23 protein-coding genes, 1 tRNA gene, 2 pseudogenes and 2 riboswitches are annotated in these 25,639 nt (G+C 68.5%); of the genes and pseudogenes, 18 read left to right on the forward strand and 8 right to left on the reverse strand.

From position 1 onward, the window contains the following. The first annotated feature begins 156 nt into the window (after positions 1 to 156). Both G3O06_RS36330 and G3O06_RS36335 read left to right on the forward strand, forming a co-directional pair. Positions 157 to 588, forward strand: a complete 432-nt coding sequence (locus G3O06_RS36330; protein WP_174916735.1) for a phage tail protein — start codon at positions 157 to 159, stop codon at positions 586 to 588. Beyond that, positions 585 to 1,655: a phage late control D family protein gene (locus G3O06_RS36335; RefSeq protein ID WP_174916736.1), complete on the forward strand. Its 1,071-nt coding sequence runs from the start codon at positions 585 to 587 to the stop codon at positions 1,653 to 1,655. Before G3O06_RS36330 ends, G3O06_RS36335 begins: the two co-directional genes overlap by 4 nt. Positions 1,656 to 1,828: 173 nt before the next feature. Here G3O06_RS36335 and G3O06_RS36340 read toward each other — a convergent pair whose 3' ends face one another. Both G3O06_RS36340 and G3O06_RS36345 read right to left on the reverse strand, forming a co-directional pair. Next, positions 1,829 to 2,125, reverse strand: a complete 297-nt coding sequence (locus tag G3O06_RS36340; RefSeq protein WP_174916737.1) for a hypothetical protein — start codon at positions 2,123 to 2,125, stop codon at positions 1,829 to 1,831. Between the two features lie 300 nt (positions 2,126 to 2,425). After that, positions 2,426 to 2,845, reverse strand: a complete 420-nt coding sequence (locus G3O06_RS36345; RefSeq protein WP_346779578.1) for a transcriptional regulator — start codon at positions 2,843 to 2,845, stop codon at positions 2,426 to 2,428. A 162-nt stretch (positions 2,846 to 3,007) separates the two neighbouring features. Between G3O06_RS36345 and G3O06_RS36350 the strand changes: the two genes are divergently transcribed. The 4 genes from G3O06_RS36350 (at position 3,008) to G3O06_RS36365 (ending at position 6,891) form a co-directional block, all read left to right on the forward strand. Continuing rightward, the gene (locus G3O06_RS36350; RefSeq protein WP_174916739.1) at positions 3,008 to 3,223 is read left to right on the forward strand and encodes a hypothetical protein; all 216 of its coding nucleotides are present in this window, start codon (positions 3,008 to 3,010) and stop codon (positions 3,221 to 3,223) included. A 180-nt stretch (positions 3,224 to 3,403) separates the two neighbouring features. Next, positions 3,404 to 3,652 carry an ogr/Delta-like zinc finger family protein gene (locus G3O06_RS36355; protein ID WP_174916740.1) on the forward strand — a complete coding sequence of 83 codons (249 nt, stop codon included), beginning with the start codon at positions 3,404 to 3,406 and terminating at the stop codon, positions 3,650 to 3,652. Between the two features lie 189 nt (positions 3,653 to 3,841). Next, a complete protein-coding gene (locus G3O06_RS36360; protein WP_174916741.1) occupies positions 3,842 to 4,093 on the forward strand; it encodes a hypothetical protein in 252 nt (83 codons plus the stop codon). A gap of 5 nt (positions 4,094 to 4,098) precedes the next feature. Then, complete coding sequence (locus G3O06_RS36365; RefSeq protein WP_205819067.1) at positions 4,099 to 6,891, forward strand: toprim domain-containing protein; 2,793 nt, start codon at positions 4,099 to 4,101, stop codon at positions 6,889 to 6,891. A 419-nt stretch (positions 6,892 to 7,310) separates the two neighbouring features. Here the strand turns inward: G3O06_RS36365 and G3O06_RS50080 are convergent, their stop codons facing one another. Continuing rightward, positions 7,311 to 7,583, reverse strand: a complete 273-nt coding sequence (locus tag G3O06_RS50080; RefSeq protein ID WP_205819068.1) for a hypothetical protein — start codon at positions 7,581 to 7,583, stop codon at positions 7,311 to 7,313. Here G3O06_RS50080 and G3O06_RS50085 point away from each other — a divergent pair. Together G3O06_RS50085 and G3O06_RS36375 are read left to right on the forward strand one after the other, a co-directional pair. Further along, a complete protein-coding gene (locus G3O06_RS50085; protein ID WP_346779579.1) occupies positions 7,467 to 7,718 on the forward strand; it encodes a DNA-binding protein in 252 nt (83 codons plus the stop codon). The two genes, G3O06_RS50080 and G3O06_RS50085, sit on opposite strands and share 117 nt — an antisense overlap. Beyond that, a complete protein-coding gene (locus G3O06_RS36375) occupies positions 7,631 to 8,701 on the forward strand; it encodes a site-specific integrase (protein ID WP_254599309.1) in 1,071 nt (356 codons plus the stop codon). Before G3O06_RS50085 ends, G3O06_RS36375 begins: the two co-directional genes overlap by 88 nt. A gap of 15 nt (positions 8,702 to 8,716) precedes the next feature. Here the strand turns inward: G3O06_RS36375 and G3O06_RS36380 are convergent. Next, a tRNA-Arg gene (locus tag G3O06_RS36380) sits at positions 8,717 to 8,792 on the reverse strand. A 251-nt stretch (positions 8,793 to 9,043) separates the two neighbouring features. On the opposite strand from G3O06_RS36380, the gene G3O06_RS36385 reads away from it, so the two are divergent. Next, positions 9,044 to 9,934: a c-type cytochrome gene (locus G3O06_RS36385; protein ID WP_205819064.1), complete on the forward strand. Its 891-nt coding sequence runs from the start codon at positions 9,044 to 9,046 to the stop codon at positions 9,932 to 9,934. A gap of 117 nt (positions 9,935 to 10,051) precedes the next feature. On the opposite strand, the gene G3O06_RS36390 is transcribed toward G3O06_RS36385, so the two are convergent. Further along, entirely contained in the window at positions 10,052 to 12,139 is a 2,088-nt protein-coding gene (locus G3O06_RS36390) for a UvrD-helicase domain-containing protein (RefSeq protein ID WP_174916744.1), read from the reverse strand. Positions 12,140 to 12,425: 286 nt separating this feature from the next. On the opposite strand from G3O06_RS36390, the gene G3O06_RS36395 reads away from it, so the two are divergent. The 8 genes from G3O06_RS36395 (at position 12,426) to G3O06_RS36430 (ending at position 22,804) form a co-directional block, all read left to right on the forward strand. Then, entirely contained in the window at positions 12,426 to 13,133 is a 708-nt protein-coding gene (locus G3O06_RS36395) for an SGNH/GDSL hydrolase family protein (protein ID WP_205819065.1), read from the forward strand. Between the two features lie 234 nt (positions 13,134 to 13,367). Next, positions 13,368 to 14,420: an oxidoreductase gene (locus G3O06_RS36400; protein WP_174974482.1), complete on the forward strand. Its 1,053-nt coding sequence runs from the start codon at positions 13,368 to 13,370 to the stop codon at positions 14,418 to 14,420. 158 nt (positions 14,421 to 14,578) lie between these two features. Then, positions 14,579 to 14,941, forward strand: a complete 363-nt coding sequence (locus G3O06_RS36405; RefSeq protein ID WP_174974484.1) for a hypothetical protein — start codon at positions 14,579 to 14,581, stop codon at positions 14,939 to 14,941. Between the two features lie 113 nt (positions 14,942 to 15,054). Further along, positions 15,055 to 15,158: riboswitch (glycine riboswitch) on the forward strand. A 32-nt stretch (positions 15,159 to 15,190) separates the two neighbouring features. Then, positions 15,191 to 15,324: riboswitch (glycine riboswitch) on the forward strand. A gap of 84 nt (positions 15,325 to 15,408) precedes the next feature. Further along, complete coding sequence (gcvT, locus tag G3O06_RS36410) at positions 15,409 to 16,527, forward strand: glycine cleavage system aminomethyltransferase GcvT (RefSeq protein ID WP_011350563.1); 1,119 nt, start codon at positions 15,409 to 15,411, stop codon at positions 16,525 to 16,527. A 117-nt stretch (positions 16,528 to 16,644) separates the two neighbouring features. Then, positions 16,645 to 17,025 (forward strand): glycine cleavage system protein GcvH, encoded by a 381-nt coding sequence (gene gcvH, locus G3O06_RS36415; RefSeq protein ID WP_174974486.1) that lies wholly within the window; start codon positions 16,645 to 16,647, stop codon positions 17,023 to 17,025. Positions 17,026 to 17,169: 144 nt separating this feature from the next. Further along, the gene (gcvP, locus tag G3O06_RS36420; protein WP_205819066.1) at positions 17,170 to 20,097 is read left to right on the forward strand and encodes an aminomethyl-transferring glycine dehydrogenase; all 2,928 of its coding nucleotides are present in this window, start codon (positions 17,170 to 17,172) and stop codon (positions 20,095 to 20,097) included. A gap of 151 nt (positions 20,098 to 20,248) precedes the next feature. Then, positions 20,249 to 21,385: an alginate lyase family protein gene (locus G3O06_RS36425; RefSeq protein WP_174974490.1), complete on the forward strand. Its 1,137-nt coding sequence runs from the start codon at positions 20,249 to 20,251 to the stop codon at positions 21,383 to 21,385. A gap of 30 nt (positions 21,386 to 21,415) precedes the next feature. Further along, entirely contained in the window at positions 21,416 to 22,804 is a 1,389-nt protein-coding gene (locus G3O06_RS36430; RefSeq protein WP_174985827.1) for an L-serine ammonia-lyase, read from the forward strand. Between the two features lie 67 nt (positions 22,805 to 22,871). Here the strand turns inward: G3O06_RS36430 and G3O06_RS36435 are convergent, their stop codons facing one another. Then, entirely contained in the window at positions 22,872 to 23,273 is a 402-nt protein-coding gene (locus tag G3O06_RS36435; RefSeq protein ID WP_174985825.1) for a type II toxin-antitoxin system VapC family toxin, read from the reverse strand. Beyond that, positions 23,273 to 23,509 carry a type II toxin-antitoxin system VapB family antitoxin gene (gene vapB / locus G3O06_RS36440; protein WP_174985823.1) on the reverse strand — a complete coding sequence of 79 codons (237 nt, stop codon included), beginning with the start codon at positions 23,507 to 23,509 and terminating at the stop codon, positions 23,273 to 23,275. The genes G3O06_RS36435 and vapB overlap by 1 nt, the downstream gene beginning before the upstream one ends. A 361-nt stretch (positions 23,510 to 23,870) precedes the next feature. Between vapB and G3O06_RS36445 the strand changes: the two are divergent. Then, positions 23,871 to 25,511, forward strand: a pseudogene (locus tag G3O06_RS36445) (thiamine pyrophosphate-binding protein); the annotation flags it as partial. Here the strand turns inward: G3O06_RS36445 and G3O06_RS50090 are convergent. Beyond that, positions 25,512 to 25,639 (reverse strand): annotated as a pseudogene (locus G3O06_RS50090) (ATP-binding cassette domain-containing protein); the annotation flags it as partial. It lies immediately after the preceding pseudogene.

Genomic DNA, 25,639 nt, shown 5'->3' on the forward strand with positions numbered 1-25,639 from the left:
TGCCCCGTCACCATCAACATCGCGCCGCCGCCCGGTGCCGATGCGGCCGAGATCGCGCGCATGGTGCGCGCCGAGCTCGAACGCACTGAACGCGCGAAGGCGTCGCGCACCGGCTCGCGCCTGTCCGATTGATCGTTCGTTGAAGGAAACCCGCCCATGATGATGTCGCTCGACCAGTTCGTTTTCAGCCTGGCGACCACGCCCTACCAGGAGCTTCAGCGCCAGCGCAACTGGAAGCACCGCACCAGCTCGCGCATCGGCGTGCGCGATGCGAGCCAGTTCACCGGCGCCGGCGACGACACGATCACCCTTTCCGGCATCGTCGCCCCCGACAACGGCATCGGCGAGATCGCATCGATCGAAGCGCTCGCCCGGATGGGTGATGCCGGCGACGCCTACGTGCTCGTCGACGGGAACGGCAACGTGTACGGCGCGTACGTCATCGACAGCCTCAACGAGACGGCCACTTATCACACGAAGGAAGGCATCGCCCGCAAGATCGCGTTCACGCTGACGCTCAAGCGCGTGGACGACGGCGTGCTGTCCGAGCCGCAGCAGGACGACGAAAGCGGAGCGGACGAGCAATGAGCACGCTGGAACGCAAGCCGGGCGACGCGCAGGCCCGCGCGGGTCGCGTGCAGCCCCAGGCCGACTATCGCATCACGCTCGACGGCCGCGACCTGTCGCGCCTGATCGCGCCCAACCTCATCAGCCTGTCGCTGTCGGAATCGCGCGCGGACGAGGCCGACATGCTCGACCTGGTGCTCGACGACGCGCGCGGCACATTCGCGATTCCGAAGCGTGGCGCCAGCATCAAGCTGTCGATCGGCTGGGTCGGCGAGCCGCTCGTCGACAAGGGCGCGTTCACGGTCGACGAAGTCGAGCACAGCGGCGCACCGGACGTCATCACGATCCGCGCGCGCTCCGCATCGATGACGAACGGCATGCACGAGCGCCGCGAGAAGAGCTGGCACCGGCAGACGATCGGCGCGATCGTGCGCACCATCGCGACGCGCTACGGGCTCACGGCCGCCGTCGACGCCACGCTCGCCGCGACGCGGATCGACCATGTCGACCAGACGCAGGAATCCGACATGTCGTTCCTCACGCGCCTCGCCAAGCGCTACGACGCGGTGATGACCGTGAAGGACAAGCGTCTGCTGTTCACGCCGATCGGCAGCGGCAAGACCGTCAGCGGCAAGCCGCTCGACGTGCTCGCCATCACGCGCGCGAGCGGCGACCAGCATCGTTACCACATCGCGCAGCGCGATGATTACACGTCGGTGCGCGCGCACTATCACTCGAACGGCAGCGCGCGGCGGCTGTCGGTGGTCGCCGGCGACGCGAAAGGCAAGAACGTCAAGGTGCTGCCCGAGGATTACGCGACGGAAGCCGAGGCCCGGGCGGCAGCGCAGGCCGAATACGCGCGTACGCAGCGCGGCCAGTCGACGCTGAGCTATACGCTCGCGCTCGGCCGGCCCGAACTGTTTCCCGAGATGCCCGTCACCGTGACGGGGTTCAAGCCGGAAATCGACGACACGCCGTGGCTCGTGAAGAAGGCAACGCATACGATCGGCGACGGCGGGTTCACCACCGCGCTCGAGCTCGAGGTACGCGACGCGCCGAAACAGTCGGGTCGAGCCGGCAAGCGCTGACAGGTGAAGTAACGGCCGGTACCGCGATGCCTAGCACGCGATCGCGTGCCGACGATCGCGGTGGCGAATTCAGGATCTCGGGGGGCGGGGCGAGGCAACGCGCGGGATACGCGGCTCGGGTTAGATACAGCGGCCGGAACGAATGCCGGCCGGCGGGGATGGGTCGCGGTGAGTCAGCTCGATTGCTGACGCCCGCCGAGCGTCATGCGCGTGTCCCGCACGTCGCCGCATTGCTGCAACGTGGCGCGCGCATCGCGCAAATTGGCCATCGCCTGCAGCGCGGCCTCGAGCACCTGCCCGACCGACAGCATCGCGCTGTCGATCGCCGCGTGCGCATCGGCCCGCTCGCCGTCGGTCAGGTCCGGACGATATCGCGGCGGGCCCATCGTCAATCCACGCGTGTCCGCGCGATGGTCGGCGTGCGCCGACGCGCCGATCGTCCCGATGTCGTGCTTCCTGTTGGTGTCCATTTTTCCGGTCTCCGCAAACTCAGTCATCCACCGGGGGCCGCCTGACACGACGGGTCGCCTCGGAACGCCCCGCCGCCAGCTCGCCGGCTTTCAGAATGCTAAACCAATACTGTATGGATATACAGTGATTCGTCCGATTTTATCCGATGCGCTTGCGCGGCGCGCTCAGCGCACCGCCATGGCTTCGTGAAACGGAACGCAGACGTGCCGCCCGCGCCGCCGCACGCGCTGCGGCTCGAATCGGGCAGCGAGCGAGCGCGGGTCGCGCGCAGCAGCAGGGGCCAGGGCCGCGCTGGCCGCTTATTTCTTCGGTTGCTTCGCCGCGCGCTCGGACTTCAGCCGTTCGACCTCGGCCATGGCCCGCTCGACGTTTTCCGCCGTGCGCTGATCGAGTGCCGCACGGCGATTCTCCGGCAGGCGCTTCGCGCGCCGCGGCGCCGCCGTCTGCACCATCGCGCCCGTGCTGATGCAACTGGCGAGAAATGCGTGCAGCGATGCCTTGCCGGCGTCGTTGAGCTGCCGGTACATCGCCAGCACGTCGGCTTCGTCCGCGTCGTGGCCACCGGCCTCCGACGCGGGTTCGCCCGCGGCGGACCGTTCGCCGGTCAGCACGAAGCCGATATCGACACCGATCTCGCGAACGGCCAGCAGATAGGTCGCGTCGGGAGAGCGCTCATCCGACTCGTACGCCGACTGCGAGCGCCTCGCGACACCGCCCACGGTCGCAAACTCGTCCTGGCTGAGCCCGATCCGCAAGCGCTCGTCCCGCAAGCGACTCCCGATTTGTGTCATAAATTACCCATTAACAATTGACGCGCCGTTTTTTGCTCATTACACTGGCCTTACCGTAACGCAAGACTATCTCCACAAAGTATACCGACCATGACTACTCCCAAAGGCGCGCGCCGTTCGCCGCGCGGCACGATGTCGGACAAACCCGTCTACGTGGGGCTGACGCCAGTCGAGCGCGGCGAACTCGAGCAGCTCGCGGCGCAGCGCAACCGCTCGATTTCCAGCATGGCGCGCGAGCTGATCCGCATCGGCGCGAGCCACCTGCGCGCGATCGCGACGCCGCGCTCGCGCACGGTCGGCCGTTGAACCGGGCGCCCTCATGTTCCGCACCGTCGAACGCGACCGACCGTCCGTGCCCGCAGCGTCGATTGTGAGCCGCGCGCACGCCCGCACCAATCCGCCGATCGGCCAGCGAGGCAGCCGGATCGCCCGCGCCGCCCACTGCCCGCCCGGCCATGCTCAGACACTCGCCCGGAGCACGCCCCCATGCGAATCCTGAACCGTTGCCCGCACTGCCGCACCCGCGCCACCGCGCGCAGCAGCCGCGAAATGTCGCTGACGTTCCGCGAAATCACCTTCCAGTGCGCGAATCCGGAGTGCGGCCACACGTACGTCGTCAACATGGAATTCGCCCGCACGCTGTCGCCGTCCGCCGTCCCGAACCTCTCGTTGCAGTTGCCGCTCTCGCCGCACGTCCGCGAACGCCTGGCCGCGCAACTCGAGCTGCCGGTCTGACGCCCTAACCCCTCGTTCCCGCGTTTCCCTCGCATCGTGCCTGAACGGCGCGAGGGATCGTCTTTGCCATTGAAAAGGACACCTCATGATCCCGATCCAAGCGGGCCGCACCGTCCGATGCCCCGCCAGCCCGGCGATTGTCCGCCGCCCCGCGCACTGCGTACGGGTCGACTGCCCGGAGGCACGCACATGAACCGCTACGCCACCGAACCCGCGCCGCATGACGCCGCGCTGCGCGCCGCCATCGCGGCGGCCGCCGACACGCTGAGCTTCGACGCGCCGCCGGACAGCCCCGAGCGGCAACGCACGCTCGGCCGCTTCGTGTCGGCGCTCGCCGATCGCCTCGCGCTCGGTTTCCCGCAATCCGCCGCTGCGCTGCGCGCGCTCGCCGGGTCGCCGGCCACGCCGCCCGCACCACCGCAACCCGAACGGCAGCAATGACCCAGATGGCCTCGATCGACGAACTGAAACGACACATCGACCTGCATGACCTCGCCGGCCGTCTCGGACTGAAACGCGGCCGCGGCGGCGACCGCGCGCTCTATCACTCGCCGCAGCACGCGGACCGGAGCCCGTCGCTGTCGATCTATGCGAATCATCCGAAGTACGGCACCGGCTGGCGCGATCACAGCGCCGACGCCGGCGGCTCGTGCATCGACCTCGTGATCCACGCCCGCGGCGGCACGGTTGCCGACGCCGTCCGCTATCTCCACGACGCGTACGGCCTCCCGTCCGAGCGCCCGGCGCCAGCCGAGCGCCGCGAGAAATCCACCGTCGAATACATCGCCGACCGCTGTACGGCCGAGCGCGATCGCGTGCGCGACTACCTCGGCGGGCGCGGCATTTCCGCCGCGGCGCTCGACGTTGCGTTCGCGGCGCGCACACTCGGCTTCAATACGTGGACGAGCCCGAAGATCGCCGCCGGCGACGTCGGCCACGGCGGCCCCGCCGCCGCGTTCGTGGTGCGCGCGCCGGGCGATGCGCGCGTCGTCGCGGTCGACATGCGCTACGTCGACCCCGCGCTCAACGGCGGCGTCAAGACGCAGACCCAGGGCGACAAGGCCGGCTACGCCTGGACCGCCGACGCGCGCCGGCTCGACCGCGCAAAACGCGTGGTCATCGTCGAAAGCGCGATCAACGCGCTGTCGATCGACACGTGCGCCCTCCCCGGCACGGCCGCGCTTGCACTGCGCGGCCTCGCGAACGTCGAGCGCATCGACTTCGCGTTCCTGCGCGGCAAGCAGGTCACGATCTGCCTGGACAACGACGAGCCGTTCGCGGAAGGCCACCCGCGCGCCGGGCAGCGCCCCGGCCCCGAGGCCGCGTGGGCACTCCACGAACGGCTGACCGCGCTCGACATCAGCGCCGTGCTGGTCGACCAGTCGGACTGGCTCGCGGATCTGGCGGACGGCGACGCCACGCGCACACCGATCAACGACGTGAACGACTACCTGCAGTTACGCGGCCCGGCAGACCTGGCGCGTGCGCTCGACCAGCTCGAACCGTGGCTCGTCGCCGGCCTGCCGGGCGACGCATCGCGACGCGGCCGGCCGCGCATCTTCCTGCCGGCGCACGATTTCGCGCAGTACTGGCGGTTCCGCGTCCGGCCCGACTTCACGAACTACATCACCAAGATGGATCGCAACGAGGAATCCGGCGTCGACACGCCCGTGATGACCGACCTGTGCGGCTTCCGCATCGCCGGCATCAGCCGCGTGGCCGTCGCGAGCGCGACGTCGACGATGACGGGCGACGCCGACCAGGCGCCCACCGTCTACTTCGCCGTGTCGGTGCAGGCGCCGCGGCACGGTGCGCAGTTGATCCGCCGCGTGATGCTCGACGACCAGCTGCACAACGTCGACCAGTGGAGCAAGTTCGGCCCGATCTGGGCGCCGGCGCCGTTCAAGCGGATGGTGAACATCCTCGAGCGCGGCGCCGACCTCGGCGCGCGCCGCGCCGCGAACTTCGTCGGCCTCGCGTGGCGCGACGGGCGGCTGATCGTCAACGAAGGTCCCGACTGCTACTTCACCGAAGCGGACAAGCAGTGCCCGTATCACAACCTGACGTTCCCGGGCGGCCCGGTGAGCGACGCGCGCCGCGTGATCGCCGCCTACCAGACGACGTTCCGCCAGAACGCCGCGACGATCCCGCTCGTGTGGGCACTCGGCGGCCACCTGAAGGCACTGCTCGGCTTCTGGCCGCATCTGACGATCCAGGCGAACAAGGGCGCGGGCAAGTCGACGCTCATCAAGCGACTCGAACGCTCGCTCGCGTTCACGATGTTCTCGGGGCAGTCGCTGCAGACCGAATTCCGGCTGCTGACCAGCATCAGTCACACGAGCCACCCGGTTGGCTGGGAAGAACTGTCGGCGCGGCGGCAGGACGTGATCGACAAGGCGGTCGGGCTGCTGCAGGAGAACTACCAGTACACGGTGACGCGGCGCGGCACCGACATGACCGAATACCTGCTGTGCGCGCCGGTGATGCTCGCCGGCGAGGACGTGCCCGTGCGCAGCCTGCTCGGCAAGCTCGTGCGCACGACGCTGACCGGCAAGCGCGGGCCGCTTCTCCCCGACGACCTGCCGCGCTTCCCGGTCCGGCAATGGCTCGAGTTCCTGACCGGGCTTGACCGGCGCACCGCGCTCGACCAGTACGCGACGCTGCGCGACAAGGCGCTCGCCGGCTGCCGCGCGAGCGGCGAGGACGACGGCGCGCGGCGCATGGCCGGCAACTACGCGGCCATCGGGCTCGCCTGGCGCTACCTGTGCGAATTCGCGGGCATGGACCCGAGCGAAGGCGATTTCCCGCGCGACCTGATCGCCGAGATGAACGGCCACGTCGCCGAAACGAGCGCCGACCGCGAGCCGTGGGTCTGGATCATGGAAACGGTGCTGTCGGAAATCGACGGCGGCAACTACAAGCATCCGTACACGTTCGACACCGTCGACGGCGAATTCTGCCTGCTGCTGCGCACCGGGCACGTGATGGATCACCTCGCGCACACGAGCGCGCTGCGCGACAAGTGGAACGGCCTGCCGGTGAAGTCCGATCGCGTGTTCAAGGCGCAGCTCAAGCACGCCGGCGTCGTGGTCGGCGAGAAGGAGGTCGAGCGCCGCATCTACATGCGCCGCGTGCCGTACCTGACGCCGGTGTCGCTCGAGCGTCTGGCCGCCTTCGGCCTGCACGTGTCGGTGCGCGAGGACCTGGCGACCGACGCGCTGCACGGAGGCCGCGCATGAGCCGCGCCCTGTCAGGCCAGTCACCGCGCGGCGGCGGCCGTCGGGAGCCGGCAGGCAGCGTACGCGAGTCGTGGTTATCGCGGGTGACGGCTCGCAAGTCCTTGATTCCTGAAGAAACTGCCGACCTGCGTCACGCCGGGTTCGCCACGTGTCATGTCGCTTTTGCCACGAGTCCGGTTGGCGCGGCGGCTGCAGTCCCTGCTTCTTTCTCTCTCTTCAACTCATTGAAGAAAAAGAAGAAAGAGAGCCGGGAAGCCGCTGCGGGCAGCCGCCATCGCGCACCACGAGTCAGGGGCGCACCGCCATCGGTCGCACACGACGCAGCAGTTTCGCGCCATGGGTTCTGCGCGGCCGCCACGCGTGAATGATGGCAACCGATGGCAAACAAAACTCTTGAACATCAACGTGTTATGCACCCTTCACACGCGATCCACCACTCCACGAGTTGCGCTGCGTGCCCGCCCGGCGTGCGCCATGGCGGCGACACGACCACGGCAACCGTCGACCTGGCCGGCGCCGCGGCCCTGCTCGGCGCGCATCCCGAAACGGTGCGCCTGAAGGCGCGCGCCGGTGCGCTGCCCGGCCGCAAGGTCGGCAAGCGCTGGATCTTTTCCCTCGCCGCCCTGCAGCGCTACCTCGCCGGCGAATGGTTTCCGCCCGTCGCCCAGAACGATCAGCCAGAGGAAAACCACCCATGTCGCTCTACAAACGCAAAACCAGCCCGAACTGGCAATACAAGCTGTACCCCCCTGGCGGCGGAACGCCGATACAGGGAAGCACTGGCACCCGCGACAAAGCGCAGGCCCAGGAATTCCACGACCGGCTGAAGGTCGACCTGTGGAATCAGGCGCGGCTCGGCACGAAGCCGCGCCATTCGTGGAACGACGCGGTCGTGCGCTACGTCGGCGAACGCGCGAGCCTCGCCAGCCTGGAAACGTCGAAGATTCACCTGCGCTGGCTCGACCGGCACCTGTCCGGCGTCGCGCTCGCCGATATCGACCGGAACCGCGTCGACGCGATCGCGCAGGCCAAGCGCCAGGAGCCGCGGATGGTGCGCACGCGGCACGGCATCGTCGAGACTGACCGCGCCGTGAGCGACGGCACCGTGCGCCGCGTGATCGGCGTGCTGAAGTCCGTGTTGAATGCGGCTGTCGAATGGGAATGGCTGGAGCGCGCGCCGGTCACGAAACGCGCGAAGATCGTCTCGAAACGCATCCGCTGGCTGACACCGGCAGAAGCGGAGCGGCTGCTCGCCGAACTGCCCGCGCACCTCGCCGACATGGCGCGCTTCAGTCTCGAGACCGGCCTGCGCCGCTCCAACGTGACGGGGCTGCGGTGGTCGCAAGTCGACCTTGCGCGGCGCGTCGCGTGGATCCACCCGGACCAGGCGAAGGCGCGCAAGGCCATCACGGTGCCGCTTTCGGATACCGCGATCGCCGTGCTGCGCCGCCAGCGCGCGAACCCGCGCGCGCCGGAATGCGCGGACAGCGTGTTCACCTATCGCGGCAGGCCGGTCTACCAGACGGCAACGGCCGCCTGGGCCAAGGCGCTGCAGCGTGCCGGCCTGAGCGACTTCCGCTGGCACGACCTGCGTCACACCTGGGCGAGCTGGCACGTGCAGCGCGGCACGCCGTTGCAGGTACTCAAGGAGCTGGGCGGATGGGAGACGATGGAAATGGTGCAGCGGTACGCGCACCTGTCGGCCGACCACCTCGCGCAGTGGGTCACGCCGCTGACGGCCGAGCCCGTGCCGGTGCCGGCTGCAATTCAGCTGCAACGAGACAGTGCGACGAAAGGAGAAAACCGCTGAGAGCCTGACTAGGCTTGGCGCGCCCGGCTGGGATCGAACCAGCAACCCCTGCCTTCGGAGGGCAGTACTCTATCCATTGAGCTACGGGCGCCTGTGACAGTGAAGCGACCCCAATATACAGGCCGCCCACGATTGGCAAGACGGCAAGGATACCCGGTTTCCCATGACGCGTCCACCTTGCCCGACGAATCCCCGCCGGGCCGCGCTGCGTGCGGGTAAACACGCGCCATTGCACCGCTCGCCGTGATGTAAACGTTCCGTCTATAATCGACCGGGCTTCATTGGACTGCCATTTGCCGTTGCACCGCGCTCACAATTCCTATTCATGGAGACGAGGCAAGCATGAGCGAAGCACCCCACGAATCTCCCGTCAAAACTCCCGGGCAGCTGATTGCCGTCATCATCGCGTCGTTCGCGATTCCGATCATCCTGATCGTCCTGTTCGCCAACTATGCGAACCATGCGTTCCGTTACGGCGCCGGCACAGACGCACTATCCGACGAACAGGTCGCCGCGCGTGTCGCCCCGCTCGCCAAGGTCGACGTGAAGGACGCCAACGCGCCCCGCACGTACAAGACCGGCGAGGAAGTCTACAAGGCCGTCTGCGTGACCTGCCACGGCACGGGCGCCGCCGGCGCGCCGAAGTTCGGCAACAAGGACGACTGGGCGCCGCGCATCTCGCAAGGCTTCGACACGCTGCTGAAGACGGCCCTCGCCGGCAAGGGCGCGATGCCGCCGCGCGGCGGCACGAGCCCCGACGACGTCAGCGACTATGAAATCGCCCGTGCGATCGTCTACATGGCGAACAACGACGGCGCGAACTTCCCCGAACCCGCCGCGCCGGCCGCCAATGCGGCACCGGCCGCCAGCGGTGCCGCAGCGGCATCGGGCGCAGCCGACGCCGCCAGCGCGCAAGTCGCCGCGGCACAGGCTGCTATCGCCGCGATCCCGAAGGCCGGTGAAGCGCCCGCAGCCGCGGCCGCCCCGGCCGGCGCCGACGCCGGCAAGGCCCTGTACACATCGACCTGTCAGGCCTGCCACGCGGCAGGCGTGCTCGGCGCGCCGAAGTTCGGCAGCAAGGAAGACTGGGCGCCGCGCCTGAAGGAATCGATGGATACGGTCTACAACTACGCGCTGCACGGCAAGGGCGCAATGCCGCCGAAGGGCGGGTCGTCCGCGTCGGACGCCGACGTGAAGGCGGCCGTCGACTACATGGTCAACGCGTCGAAGTAACACCGGCCTCGCCGCCCAGTAAAAAACCCCCGCGACGCACACGCATCGCGGGGGTTTTGTTTGGCTGGCGGACCACCGGATCGCCGGAACGCCGTGCGCCCAAGCGGCGCCACCACATCACTTCTGCAGCAACGCCTTCAGGCTCGCGAGCCGGTCCTTCGGCGACATCGGCGCCTCCTCCGGCGTGGGCGGCGGCGCGTCGTCGAGCCCCATCTCCGGGATGAAGCGTGACGGTTCGCACACGACCGTCTCGCGCGCCCGCTTGCGCTTCTTGCACCAGTTCAGGTGCAGGCTGCGCTGCGCACGCGTGATCGCGACGTACATCAGCCGGCGCTCCTCCTCGATCCGCTCGTTGTCGATCGGGCCGTCGTCCTCGGAGCCGCCGCGGTGCGGCATGATGCCTTCCTCGACGCCGACCAGGAACACGTGCGGATACTCGAGCCCCTTCGACGCATGGACGGTCGACAGCCGCACGGCGTCCGGGTCTTCGTCCTTGCCCTCGAGCATCGACATCAGCGCGACCGTCTGGATCAGGCCGAGCAGGTTCTTGCCCGTATCGGCGAGCCCGTCCGCGTTGTGGAAACCTTCCGCCTCGCCGTCGACGGCCGCCGTCTCGGGCTTGGTGCCCTTGCGCTTCAGCCATTCGAGGAATTCGAGCACGTTCTGCCACTTCGACTGCGCCTGCCGCTCGTCGAACGCGTCGTACAGGTACGCCTCGTAGTGGATCGCTTCCATCATGTCATCGAGCACGGCGGTCGCAGGATCCTTGTCCGCGCGCTCGGTCAGGCGCTGGATGAAATCGCAGAACATCCGCAGCGGCTCGACCTGCCGCGCGGACAGCCGCGCCTCGATCCCGCCCATGTACACGGCCTCGAACAGCGACACCTTCGCCTGGCCCGCGAACGAGCCGAGCGCTTCGAGCGTCGTGTTGCCGATCCCGCGGCGCGGCGTCGTGACCGCGCGGATGAACGCGGGATCGTCGTCGGCGTTCGCGATCAACCGCAGGTACGCGCACAGATCCTTGATCTCGGCCTTGTCGAAGAACGACTGGCCGCCCGACAGCACGTACGGGATCCGCTCGCGCCGCAGCACCTGCTCGAAGATCCGCGCCTGGAAGTTGCCGCGGTACAGGATCGCGTAGTCGCGGAACTGCGCGCGCCGCTCGAACTTGTGCGCGGACAGCCGGAACACGACCGATTCGGCTTCATGCTCCTCGTCGTTGCACGGCGTGACGGTGATCGAATCGCCCATCCCGTGCTCGGACCACAGCTTCTTCTCGAACAGTTTCGGGTTGTTCGCGATCACGTTGTTTGCGGCGGTGAGGATGCGCACCGTCGACCGGTAGTTCTGCTCGAGCTTGACCAGATGCAGCTTCGGGAAATCCTTGCCGAGCTGCGCGAGATTCTCGAGCGTCGCGCCGCGCCAGCCGTAGATCGCCTGGTCGTCGTCGCCCACCGCGGTGAACGCGGCGCGCGGGCCCGCGAGCAGCTTCAGCAGCTCGTACTGGCACGCGTTGGTGTCCTGGTACTCGTCGATCAGCAGGTAGCGCAGCTTGTTCTGCCAGCGGTCGCGCACCTGCTCGTTCTTCGCGAACAGCTCGGCGGGCAGGCGGATCAGGTCGTCGAAGTCGACCGCCTGGTACGCATGCAGCGTCGCGACGTAGTTGCGGTAGACCAGCGCGGCCTGGTGCTCGTCCTCGTTGGCCGCGATCGTCATCGCCTCCTCGGGCATGATCAGGCCGTTCTTCCACAGCGAAATGGTGCTCTGGATCTTGCGGATCAGGCCCTTGTCGGTCGTGCCGATCTGCTCCTGGATCATCCCGAAGCAGTCGTCCGAATCCATGATCGAGAACTGGGGCTTCAGGCCAACGTGCTCGGCCTCCTGGCGCAGGATCTGCACACCGAGCGAGTGGAACGTGCAGACGGTGAGCTGGTTGACGGGCACCTTGCGGCCTTCCTTGCCGGGCGTGGTGAGCGTCTTGCCCTCGAGCAGCTTCGACACGCGCTCGCGCATTTCGGCGGCCGCCTTGTTCGTGAACGTGACGGCGGCGATGTGGCGCGGCTCGAAGCCTTTCGCCTCGATCAGGTGCGCGATCTTCTGCGTGATCACTCGGGTCTTGCCGCTGCCCGCGCCGGCGAGCACGAGACAGGGGCCGTCGAGGTAGCGCACCGCTTCGTTCTGGGCGGGATTGAGGCCTGCGGACATGGTGACGGATGGTGTTGCGGTTGACGGCGGAACGCCGGGAGGATGCCGTGCGCGGCAGGCTGGCGAAGCAGGCGGACACGCGGGCAGGACGGGCATGTTAACACGTCGGCGGCGTGCTTTTCCGGAGCGCCGCCGGGCGGGGCTGCGCGGGCCGACCGGCCGGCCGCCCCCTGTCCGTCCGGCCAATCCGGCCCCGTTCGCGCACCGATCGGCCACAATATGTCCACTCCGGCGCCGCCCCGCGCCGGGCCGTTTGCCTCACCTGAACCGCCACCGGATCGACATCATGGGATACCCGTTCGCCACCGCCACCCTTGGCCCGCTGCTGTTCGCGCAGGGGCGCTACGTGCGCCGCGTCACGCCGCGGCTGCCCGAGGCTGCCGGCCCGCGCGACGGCGTGGCGGGCGACGGCCCGCCGCTGCGCGTGCTGGTGGTCGGCGATTCGGCCGCCGCGGGCGTCGGCGTCGCGACGCAGCGCGACGCACTGTCCGGGCAACTGGCGAACGCGCTCGCGGCCACCCACCGCGTGAGCTGGACGCTGCTCGCGCGCACCGGCCTGACCACGCGGGAGCGGGTCGACTGGCTCGCCGCCGAGCCGGCCGAGCCGTTCGACGTGGCCGTCACGTCGCTCGGCGTCAACGACGTGACGGGCGGCGTGCCGCCGGCCCGCTGGCAGGCGCAGCAGGCCGAGCTCGTCCGGCTGCTCGCCGCACGCTTCCGGGTCGGGCACGCGATCCTGTCGGCGGTGCCGCCGATGGAGCGCTTTCCAGCGCTGCCGCAGCCGCTCGCGTGGTATCTCGGGCTGCGCGCGAAGCGACTCAACACGGCGCTCGCCGGTTGGGCCGCCACGCAGCCGCGCTGCACGTTCCTGCGCGTCGAGCTGCCGCTCGAGCGCCACCTGATGGCCACCGACGGCTTCCACCCCGGCGCAACCGCCTGCGCCGTGTGGGCCTCGCAGGTCGCCGCCGCCGTGCTGCAGCGGGCAACCGCATGACGCCGGGCGGCGCCCCTGCGGCAGCCGTTCATCGCACGGGCAGGCTGGCAACCCCGCGCGCACGACATGCGGGCCCGCGCAAAATGCCGGCTTTCCTTGCGCAAGCGCCGCATCGCACCGCGCGTTTCGCCCAAACGCGCCAGTGCAAGCGGCGGCGCCATGCCAAAATAGCCGGTCGTCTTCGCGCCGTCTCGGCGCACCATCCTTTAGTTTCCTTCGCAGCCAGGGATTGCCATGTCGTCATTGCTCAGGATTGGTTTGATGGGTTTCGGTTTCGCCGGCGCGACGTTCCATGCGCCCGTGATCGCCACGAGCGGCCGTACTGAAGTCACCGCGATCGCGACGGGTCAGCCCGATCGCGCGCAGGCTGCGTATCCGGGCGCGCGCGTCGTCCCCGATCTCGACACGCTGCTCGGCCTCGACGACATCGAGTGCGTGGTGATCGCCACGCCGAACGACACGCACTTCGCGCTCGCGCGCCAGGTGCTCGAAGCCGGCCGCCACGTGGTCGTCGACAAGCCCGTCACGCTCACCGCCGACGAGGCGCTCGCGCTCGCGCGGCTCGCGAACGCGCGCAGCCGGCTGTTCGCGCCGTTCCACAACCGCCGCTGGGACGGCGATTTCCTCACCGTGCGCCGCGTCGTCGAATCCGGCGAGCTTGGCCGGCTGACGTATTTCGCGTCGCACTTCGACCGCTTCCGCCCGACGCCGCGCACGCGCTGGCGCGAGGAGCCCGCCCGCGGCGGCGGCCTGCTGCTCGACCTCGGCCCGCACCTGATCGACCAGGCGCTCGCGCTGTTCGGCCTGCCGGAAACGGTCGGCGCGACCGTCAAGACGCGCCGCGACAACGGCACCGCACCCGATTTCGTGCACCTTCAACTCGGCTATCCGGACAAGGACGTCGCGCTGCATGCGAGCGCGCTGTCGGCGATCGAACCCGCTCGCTTCACGCTGCACGGCACGCGCGGCAGCTACCAGAAGTTCGGGCTCGACACGCAGGAAGACCAGCTCAAGGCCGGCCTCACTGCGGACGACGTCGAATTCGGCGGCGGCAACCCGCCCGGCCTGCTGCGCGTGCTCGACGGCGACGTCGAGGTCGAGCGCCCGGTGCCGACGCTCGACGGCCAGTACGCGGACTTCTACCGCGCGCTCGCCGCATCCATCCGCGACGGCGCGCCGTTCCCCGTCACCCCGCAGGACGCCGTCGACGTGATGACGATCATCGAGCTCGCCGCGCAGAGCGAGCATGACGGCCGCCGGCTGCCGTTCGTGCGCCGCACGATCTGACACCGCGCGCCGGCCGGTGGCGGCCGGCCGGCGCACGCGCATTTGGATCAGCCGGAACATTCGGTTACAAATGCCGGGGGAACGAAAGTCAGCGTCCGACCGGTCTGACGCGTTTCTCAAAAAAGTCGATCCGACACCAATCCGTCAGGAGAATGTTGATGCAACGGTTGATTCGCGCGGCAGCGTGCTGCGTCCTGGTTTCCTCGCTTGCGGCCTGTATCGTGCAGCCGCAGCAGCCGGTCCGCCCGGCCCCCCCGCCGCGACCGAATCCGCAGGTCGTCGCGAACGAGCGGATGCAGCAGATCCAGGGCCGGATCGAGAACCTGCACCGCCGAATCGATGCGCGTGTGAACGGCGGCTACTACCCGCCGCCGTACGGCGCACAGCTTCACCACCGCCTCGACGTGATCCGCCAGGAATCGAACGACATGTCCGCGCAGCACAGCGGCGGCCTGTCCGGCGACGAGCAGCGCGTGCTGAACCAGGAACTCGACACGGCCGCGCGCGCGATCGGCGAGTAACGCGCCGGCGCCTGCCGGAGCGGAAAAAGCGGCGGCACCGGCTGCCGCCGCTTGTCGCGAAGCGACATTCTTTTGCTCAAATTGACAAGGCCCACCCGCTCGCGTACAGTCGCCCGCACGCGTCGGGAGAGCGTGCCACCGCGCTGTTTCAGCACCGGTTGCACCGCCGAAGGGGCACACCCGCAAACTCTCAGGCAAAAGGACCGACCGCGTCGGGGAATCCCGTCCACGCATTGCGTGGGCCCACTCTCCCCGCACTCTGGAGAGCGGCAGTAGCCCGCAGCGCATCAGCTGCGCGGGCAAGCTGCCCACCGAAGGGGCGCGCGTTCGCCAGGCTTTGCCGGCAGCGCAATCTCTCAGGTATCGAGGACAGAGGGGCATGTACCGGATCACTCGCAGGCCGTCGGCCGCAGTGGTCGGCACATGGCCGTTCTGATCCGCGCGCAAGCGCCTTGCCTGAGGCCTCGATGACTGCACTGAATCACACCCCGCTCAACGCCGCGCACCGCGCGCTCAATGCCCGCATGGTCGACTTCGGCGGCTGGGACATGCCCGTCAACTACGGCTCGCAGATCGAAGAACACGAAGCCGTGCGCACCGACGCCGGCATGTTCGACGTGTCGCACATGTGCGTCGTCGATTTCACCGGCAGCCGCGTGCGCGCGTTCTTCGAGCATGCGATCGCGAACAACGTCGGCAAGCTCAAGACGCCCGGCAAGGCACTCTACTCGTGCCTGCTCAATCCGCAGGGCGGCGTCATCGACGACCTGATCGTCTACTACTTCACCGAAGAATTCTTCCGCGTCGTCGTCAACGCCGGTACGGCCGAGAAAGACATCGCGTGGTTCAACCAGCTGAACGAGCAAGGCGGCTTCGGCGTCACCATCACGCCGCGCCGCGATTTCGCGATCGTCGCCGTACAGGGCCCCAACGCCCGCGAAAAGGCCTGGTCGACCGTGCCCGCCGCGCGTGCCGCGACGAGCGAGCTGAAGCCGTTCAACGCCGCACAGGTCGCCGGCACGCCGTTCGGCGATCTCACCGTCGCGCGCACCGGCTACACCGGTGAAGACGGCTTCGAAGTGATCGTCCCGGCCGTGCACGTCGAAGCGCTGTGGAACGCGCTGCAGCAAAACGGCGTGCGCCCGTGCGGGCTCGGCGCGCGCGACACGCTGCGCCTCGAGGCCGGCATGAACCTGTACGGCCAGGACATGGACGACACCGTCTCGCCGCTCGACGCGGGCCTCGCGTGGACGGTCGACCTCACCGCGCCGCGCGACTTCGTCGGCCGCGCCGCACTGGAAGCCAACGGCACCCGCGCCGCGTTCGTCGGCCTGATCCTGCAGAAGGAAAACGGCAAGGCGGGCGGCGTGCTGCGCGCGCACCAGAAGGTCGTCACGCCGCACGGCGAAGGCGAGATCACGAGCGGCACGTTCTCGCCGTCGATGCAGGAATCGATCGCGTTCGCGCGCGTGCCGGCGGCCGTCCAGATCGGCGACCTGGTGCAGGTGCAAATTCGAGACAAGAATCTTCCCGCGCGCGTGGTAAAACTGCCGTTCGTGCGCAACGGCAAGGTCCTCGCTGCGTAACGGCCGGGAGGCCCGCCTCCCGGGAAGCCGGGAGATGGCGCCCGGCGCAACACCACACCCGGCGCGCCCCGGCGGCGCGCCAGCAAAACGAACAAACCCTTTTATCAGGAGCATCCGATGAGCAACGTCCCGGCCGAGCTGAAATACACCGACGAACACGAGTGGATCCGCACCGAGGCAGACGGCACGCTGACGATCGGCATCACCGATCACGCGCAGAACACGCTTGGCGACATCGTGTTCCTCGAGCTGCCGAAAGTCGGCACGCAGGTCAAGGCAGGCGACGCGATCGGCGTCGTCGAATCCGTGAAAGCCGCATCGGACATCTACTCGCCCGTGACCGGCGAAGTGGTCGCGATCAACACCGACGTGGTCGACACGCCGGAAGACGTGAATGGCGATGCGTATGACGCATGGCTGTTCAAGATCAAGCTCGCGGCCGGCGCATCGACCGACAGCCTGCTCGACGCTGCCGCCTACAGCAAGCTGATCGACTAACCCTCCCTGAATCGCTCGGGGCCGGTCAGCCGCCCTGCCCCGCGCGGAACCCGGGCCGGCGTCAACGCGCCGCCCCGGGTCGACCGCAAAGCATGGGGCCCGAGTCAGCGCTGCAGCGCTCGCCTGGGCCGACCAAGGAACGCCATGAAGCTCGAACACCCGGACCGCCTGATGAACCGCACGCCCCTCTCGCTCGCCGCGCTCGAAACGCACGATGCGTTCGCCGAACGCCACATCGGCCCCGACGCCGCCAGCCAGCAGGCCATGCTCGACACGCTCGGCTTCACGTCGCGCGCCGCCCTGATCGAGGCCGTGATCCCGGCCTCGATCCGCCGCGCCGAAACGCTGCCGCTCGGCCCGTTCGCGCAGCCGAAGAGCGAGGCCGAAGCCCTCGCCGCGCTGCGGGTTCTCGCGGACAAGAACCAGGTGTTCCGCTCGTATATCGGTCAGGGTTACCACGACACGCACACGCCGGCCGTCATCCTGCGCAACGTGCTCGAAAACCCGGCGTGGTACACGGCCTACACGCCGTACCAGCCCGAAATTTCCCAGGGCCGCCTCGAGGCACTCCTGAACTTCCAGCAGATGGTGGCCGATCTGACGGGCCTCGCGATCTCGAACGCATCGCTGCTCGATGAAGCCACCGCCGCCGCCGAAGCGATGACGCTGCTGCAGCGCACCGGCAAGCCGGCGTCGAACGTGTTCTACGTCGCCGACGACGTGCTGCCGCAAACGCTCGAAGTGATCCGCACGCGCGCGCTGCCGGTCGGCATCGAGGTCAAGACGGGCCCGGCCGCCGACGCTGCGCAATCGAATGCGTTCGGCGTGCTGCTGCAGTACCCGGGCGTGAACGGCGACGTGCGCGACTACCGCGCGCTCACCGAAGCGATCCACGCGGCCGGCGGCCACGTGGTCGTCGCGGCCGACCTGCTCGCGCTGACCGTGCTCACGCCGCCCGGCGACTGGGGCGCGGACGTCGCGATCGGCAACACGCAGCGCTTCGGCGTGCCGATGGGCTTCGGCGGCCCGCACGCCGCGTATCTCGCGGTGCGTGACGAATTCAAGCGCCAGATGCCGGGCCGCCTCGTCGGCGTGACGGTCGACGCGCAAGGCAAGCCCGCGCTGCGCCTCGCGCTGCAGACGCGCGAACAGCACATCCGCCGCGAGAAGGCGACGTCGAACGTGTGTACCGCGCAGGCGCTGCTCGCGATCATGGCCAGCATGTACGCGGTCTACCACGGCCCGCACGGCCTGAAGACGATCGCGCTGCGCGTGAACCGCATCGCGGCACTGCTCGCCGCCGGCGTGAAACAGCTCGGCTTCGCAACCGTGAACGACACGTTCTTCGACACGCTGACGATCGACACCGGCGCGCGCACCGCGCAGGTTCACGAATTCGCGAAGGCGAAGCGCATCAACCTGCGCCGCGTGAGCGACACGCAAGTCGGCGTATCGGTCGACGAAACGACGACGCGCGACGACCTCGCCGATCTCCTCGCCGTGTTCGCGCAAGCCGCGGGCGGCACCGCACCGGCCGTCGACGCGCTGGACGCGGGCCTCGCCGGCGTCGCCGCGCTGCCGGCCGGCCTCGAGCGCACGAGCGCGTACCTGACGCACCACGTGTTCAACCGCCACCATTCCGAAACCGAAATGCTGCGCTACCTGCGCAGCCTGTCGGACAAGGATCTCGCGCTCGACCGCTCGATGATCCCGCTCGGCTCGTGCACGATGAAGCTGAACGCGACGTCGGAAATGCTGCCCGTCACGTGGCCCGAATTCGGCGGCATCCACCCGTTCGCACCAGCCGACCAGACCGTCGGCTACCGCGAGATGATCGACCAGCTCGAGCAGATGCTCGTCGCGGCCACCGGCTACGCGGCCGTGTCGCTGCAGCCGAACGCGGGCTCGCAGGGCGAGTACGCGGGCCTGCTGATCATCCACGCTTACCACGCATCGCGCGGCGAAGCCCATCGCGACGTGTGCCTGATCCCGGCGTCCGCGCACGGCACGAACCCGGCATCCGCGCACATGGCCGGCATGAAGGTCGTGGTCGTCGCATGCGACGCGCAGGGCAACGTCGACATCGCCGACCTGAAGGCAAAGGCCGACGAGCACGCGAAGGACCTCGCGGCGATCATGATCACGTATCCGTCGACGCACGGCGTGTTCGAGCAGAACGTCCGCGAGATCTGCGAGATCGTCCATGCGCACGGCGGCCAGGTGTACGTCGACGGCGCGAACATGAACGCGATGGTCGGCCTGACCGCGCCGGGCCAGTTCGGCGGCGACGTGTCGCACCTGAACCTGCACAAGACCTTCTGCATCCCGCACGGCGGTGGCGGCCCGGGCGTCGGCCCGGTCGCGGTCGGCGCGCACCTCGCGAAATTCCTGCCGAACCAGCGTTCGACCGGCTACACGCGTGAAGAAGACGGCATCGGCGCGGTATCGGCCGCGCCGTACGGCTCGGCGTCGATCCTGCCGATCTCGTGGATGTACATCGCGATGATGGGCGCGAAGAACCTGACCGCCGCGACGGAAACCGCGATCCTCAACGCGAACTACATCGCGAAGCGCCTCGCGCCGCACTACCCGGTGCTGTATTCGGGCCCGGGCGGGCTGGTTGCGCACGAGTGCATTCTCGACCTGCGTCCGATCAAGGAATCGAGCGGCATCAGCGTCGACGACGTCGCGAAGCGCCTGATGGACTACGGCTTCCATGCGCCGACGATGAGCTTCCCGGTGCCGGGCACGCTGATGGTCGAGCCGACCGAATCGGAATCGCAGGAAGAACTCGACCGCTTCATCGCCGCGATGATCGCGATCCGCGACGAAATCCGTGCAGTCGAGGAAGGCCGCGCCGACCGCGAGGACAACCCGCTGCGTCACGCACCGCACACGGCAGCCGTCGTCACCGCGAACGAATGGCCGCACGCGTACTCGCGCGAGCAGGCTGCGTACCCGGTCGCATCGCTCGGCACGAACAAGTACTGGCCGCCGGTCGGCCGCGCGGACAACGTCTACGGCGACCGCAACCTGTTCTGCTCGTGCGTGCCGATGTCGGAATACGCATAACGCGCGCCAGGCCAGGAACCGTCCGATGGTGAACGCACCGCACGCAACCCGGGGTTGCGTGCGGTTTTTTTGTTCGCCGCTCGAACCGGTTCACGTTCGTCCGCCAATCCGGCTAACATCACACGCGATCCAGCCAATGAAGGAGTTCCGCATGGTGCGTCCGATGTTTCCGGGCCATGGTGCAATGCAAAGGCGGCCGCGCGCGCGCCGCGTCGTGCCGATGCTCGTCGCGTCACTGTCGTTTGCCGTCGCCGGTCTCGGCGCGTCCGGCAGCGCGCGCGCGGCGATGAATTTCTGCGCGGCGCCGGCGCTGCAGGCGAGCGAGACGACACAGGCCGAGCCGGGCATCCAGGCGCTGATCCGCAGCGTCGACGCGCGCATCGGCGAGCAGCCGAAGGCGATGGCGCGCGTGCACACCGAGGGCACGCTGCCGCACGAAGGCATCTACGACCAGAGTGCCGCCGCGCTGAAGGATCTCGACCTGATGCGCGATGCCGCGCTCGCGTGGCGCGTGACGAACGCGCCGCGCTACCTGCAGCTCGTCGACCGCTTCCTGTCCGCGTGGGTCGCGACCTACCAGCCGAGCTTCAACCCGATCGACGAGACGCGTTTCGAAAGCCTGATCGTCGCGTACGACATGACCGCGAGCGCGCTGCCGGTGAAGACCCGCAATGCGACGGCCGCGTTCATCGCGAAGCTCGGCGCCGGCTATGTCGCGCAGATCGACGCGCAGAAGCGCCCGCTCACCGGTACCTGGCGCAACAACTGGCAGAGCCACCGAATCAAGCTGATCGCGCTGTCCGCGTTCACGCTCGGCGACCGCAAGATGATGAACGCCGCGCAGCGGCTGTTCGTCGAGCATCTCGCCGACAACATCGGCCCGGACGGCAAGACCTGGGACTTCGAGGAACGCGATGCGCTGCACTACGCGGTCTATGACCTGCAGCCGCTGGTGACGGCCGCGCTCGCCGCGCGCCGCTTCAACCGCAACTGGCTGCGCGAACGGGGCGCGAACGGCGCGACGCTCGCGGCCGCGCTCGACTGGCTCGTGCCGTACGCGCTCGGCGAGAAAACGCACGAGGAATTCGTGAATTCGCCGGTGCCGTTCGACGCGAAGCGCCGCGAGGCCGGCCTGCCGGGCTACACGGGGCAGTGGGACCCGAAAAACGCCACCGAACTCTTTCATCTGGCCGCGCGGCTCGACGGGCGCTATGCCCGCGTCGCGCAGCAGCTTTCCCCAACGCCGCCCGCATGGCTCGCCGCGTGCCTGCCATTGCAGGCGCGCTAGCATTATTCTTATAGCAAGGCAGGAATCAACATGGCAGTCAGCGTCTTTGACCTCTTCAAGATCGGCATCGGTCCGTCCAGCTCGCATACGGTCGGGCCGATGCGCGCGGCGCTGATGTTCGTCCAGGGCCTCGAGCGCGACGGGCAGCTCGATGCAACGGCCCACGTGAAGGTCGAGCTGTACGGCTCGCTCGGCGCGACCGGCAAGGGCCACGGCACCGACCGCGGCGTGATGCTCGGCCTGCTCGGCGACGCGCCCGACACCGTCGATCCCGAAACCATCGACGCGCGGCTGGAAGACGTCCGCAAATCGAAGAAGCTCGCGCTGCTCGGCACGCATCCGGTGCCGTTCGTGCTGAAGGAGAACATCGCGTTCTACCGCCAGGCGCTGCCCGAGCACCCGAACGGGATGAAACTGCGCGCGTCCGACGCGAGCGGCAACGTGCTGGTCGAGCGCACCTACCTGTCGGTCGGCGGCGGCTTCGTCGTGACGGCCGGCGCACCGAACACGAAGGTGCTGAGCGCGGCCGAGCAGATGACGCACCCGTTCCGCACCGGCGCCGAGTTGCTCGCGCTGACCGAGTCGACCGGCAAGTCGATCGCGCAGCTGATGTGGGAAAACGAGCGCGCGTGGCACACCGAGGAAGAGACGCGCGACGGCCTGCTGAAGATCTGGGCCGTGATGCAGTCGTGCGTGTCGCGCGGCTGCGGGATCGGCAACCCGGAAGCCGACGGCAACCTGCCCGGCCCGTTCCAGGTCAAGCGCCGCGCGCCGCAGCTGTACCGCACGCTGACGGGTAGCCCTGAGCGTGCGCTGCAGGATCCGCTGTCGATGATCGACTGGATCAACCTGTACGCGATCGCGGTCAACGAGGAAAACGCGGCCGGCGGCCGGGTCGTCACCGCGCCGACCAACGGCGCGGCCGGCATCATCCCGGCCGTGCTGCACTATTACACGCGCTTCACGCCCGGTGCGAACGAACAGGGCGTGATCGACTTCCTGCTCACGGCCGCCGCGATCGGCATTCTTTACAAGCTCAACGCGTCGATCTCCGGTGCGGAAGTCGGCTGCCAGGGCGAAGTGGGCGTCGCGTGCTCGATGGCGGCCGGCGCGCTCGCGGCCGTGCTCGGCGGCACGCCGCGCCAGGTCGAGAACGCGGCCGAGATCGGGATGGAACACAATCTCGGCCTCACCTGCGACCCGGTCGGCGGGATGGTGCAGATCCCGTGCATCGAGCGCAACGCGATGGCGTCGGTGAAGGCGGTCAACGCGGCGCGCATGGCGCTGCGCGGCGACGGCTCGCACTACGTGTCGCTCGACTCCGTGATCAAGACGATGCGCGAAACCGGCGCCGACATGAAGACGAAGTACAAGGAAACGTCGCGCGGCGGGCTGGCGGTGAATATCGTCGAGTGCTGATGCCGGATCCGGTGGCCACGCGAGATGGATCAATATCCCGCATGACCGCCGGACACGGTACCCGGCACTAATCGTCCAGCCAGTTCTCCAGTCGCAATCCCGGATAGCTGTCGAAATCCCGCTCGTTGTTGGTCACCAGGACGACATCGAGCGACACCGCATGAGCGGCGATCAGCTTGTCGAGGTGATCCTTCTTCCGCTCGCGGGTTGCCTCGCGGACCGGGCCGTACGCTTGCGCGGCCGCGACATCGAACGGTGCGACCGGAATGTCGCCGATCAGCGCGGCAAGATTGCAGCGTTCCCGCGCAGGGCTCGCGCACGTCGTGACGCCGTACTCGAGCTCTGCGTACGTGATCGCCGACATCACGACGTCGCCCGTGTAGCACTGCGCAAACCGTCTCGCAACCTGCTCCGGCTGATTCTTCATCAGGTAGATGCACATGTTGGTGTCGAGCATGTAGCGCGGCATCACAAACCCTCGCGTTCGGCCTGCTCGTGGTCGCCACGCCCTTCGGCCATGAAATCCGGCCCGAATTTCGCGAACTTCTCGAGGACGTTAGTCAAAGGCCGCCGCGCCGGACGAATACGGATTTCGTCACCGATGCGCTCGATTTCGAGTTCGATATCACTGCGCTCATAGGCAAGGTCGGCAGGAATTCGCACGGCCTGCGAGTTGCCGTTCCGAAATACCTTCGTCGTATGCATGTCGCCCCCAACATCCGGATGTACTGTGGATGTACAGTATATCCGCTCGGCCGACGATGTAAATCCATGTGTGTACATGCGCACTCACCTCGGTTTCGATTTGAAAGCGAACGCCGGCACGCCGTTCTTTTCATTCCGGATAGGGCACCACCTGCGGCGCCCACGGCAAGCGGGCCGGCTCGACATTCGTAGCGCTCGATTTTTCAGTGTCGGCGATGCACGCACAAGCTGGCCGTTCGGCCGAAACCGACGTGCGTGCCCTGAATCCCTACGTGTTCCGACACTTTTCACCGGCCGGCGTACCGGCGCCCCGCCAACGGGCGTAAGCTGTACGTCCCGCTACCCAGGGAGACGGCAGCCCATGTCGCATTCCAAGGATCTCGAGCAGCCCGCCACCACCGGCGCGCGACTGCTCGTCGATGCGTTGCTCGCCAATCACGTCGAACGCGTGTTCTGCGTGCCGGGCGAGAGTTTCCTCGCCGTACTCGATGCGCTGGCGGACGACACCGCCCGCATCCAGACGGTCGTCTGCCGCCACGAGGCGGCTGCTGCGAACATGGCCGAGGCCGTCGGCAAGCTGACCGGCCGCCCCGGCATCGCGTTCGTCACGCGCGGGCCCGGCGCGACCCATGCGTCGATCGGCGTGCACACCGCGTTCCAGGATTCGACGCCGATGATCCTGTTCGTCGGCCAGTGCGCGCGCGAGCACCTCGACCGCGAAGCCTTCCAGGAAATCGACTACCGGCGGATGTTCGGCCAGATGGCCAAATGGGTCGCGCAGATCGACGACCCGCGCCGCATTCCCGAATACCTGAGCCATGCGTTCCATGTCGCGACGTCCGGCCGGCCCGGCCCGGTCGTGCTCGCGCTGCCGGAGGACGTGCTGTCCGAAGCGTGCGCACCGCAGCCCGTCGTGCCGGCCGCGAAACGCGTCGCGGCCGCGCCGTCGGCCGCACAGGTCGACGAGCTGCGCGAGCGGCTCGCGCGCGCCGATCGGCCGTTTGCAATCGTCGGCGGCAGCGGCTGGACGCCCGACGCGTGCGCGAACCTGCGCACCTTCGTCGAGCGCTGGCAGTTGCCGGTGGCCTGCGCGTTCCGCTACCAGGACACGATCGACAACGCACACCCGAACTACGCGGGCGACGTCGGGCTCGGGATCAACCCCGCGCTCGCGAAGCGCATCCGCGACGCCGACCTGCTGCTCGTGATCGGGCCGCGCCTCGGCGAGGCAACGACCGGCGGCTACACGCTGCTCGACATCCCGAAGACCCGCCAGACGCTGATACACGTGCACCAGGGCGCGGACGAGCTCGGCCGCGTGTATGCGGCCGACCTGCCGATCGTGTCCGGGATGCCCGAAATCGCCGCGCCGCTCGCCGCACTCGAACCTCCCGAGCACCCCGCCTGGGCCAGTACCGCCGCCGACGCGCATCGCGCGTATCGCGAATGGCATGCGCCGCTGCCGATGCCCGGCGACGTCCAGCTCGGCGACGTGATGGTGCAGTTGCGCGAGCGCCTGCCGCACGACGCGATCCTCACCAACGGCGCCGGCAACTATGCGATCTGGCTGCATCGCCACTTCGCGTACCGGCACTTCCGCTCGCAGCTCGCGCCGACCAGTGGCGCGATGGGCTACGGCGTGCCGGCCGCGCTTGCCGCGAAGTCGCTGTACCCGTCGCGCGCCGTCGTCGCGCTCGCGGGCGACGGCTGCTTCATGATGGCCGGCAACGAGCTCGCGACCGCGATGCAGTACGGGCTGAACATCGTCGTGATCGTCGTCAACAACGGGCATTTCGGTACGATCCGCATGCATCAGGAGCGCAACTACCCGGGTCGCGTGCACGGCACGGGGCTCACGAATCCCGATTTCGCCGCGTATGCGCGCGCGTTCGGCGCGCATGGCGAGACCGTCGAGCGCACCGCCGATTTCGCGCCCGCGCTCGAACGCGCGCTGACCTGCGGGCTGCCCGCGCTGATCGAGATCCGCATCCCGCAGGACGCCAGCACCCGACAGGATCTTCATCAGCGTCGATTTGCCTGCGCCGTTTTCGCCCATCAGCGAATGAATCTCGCCGGGATAGACGGTCAGGCTCACGTTGTCGAGCGCGCGCACGGCCGGGAACGTCTTGC

The organism is Burkholderia sp. Ac-20345 (assembly GCF_017104825.1).
Lineage (GTDB): Bacteria > Pseudomonadota > Gammaproteobacteria > Burkholderiales > Burkholderiaceae > Burkholderia > Burkholderia lata_B.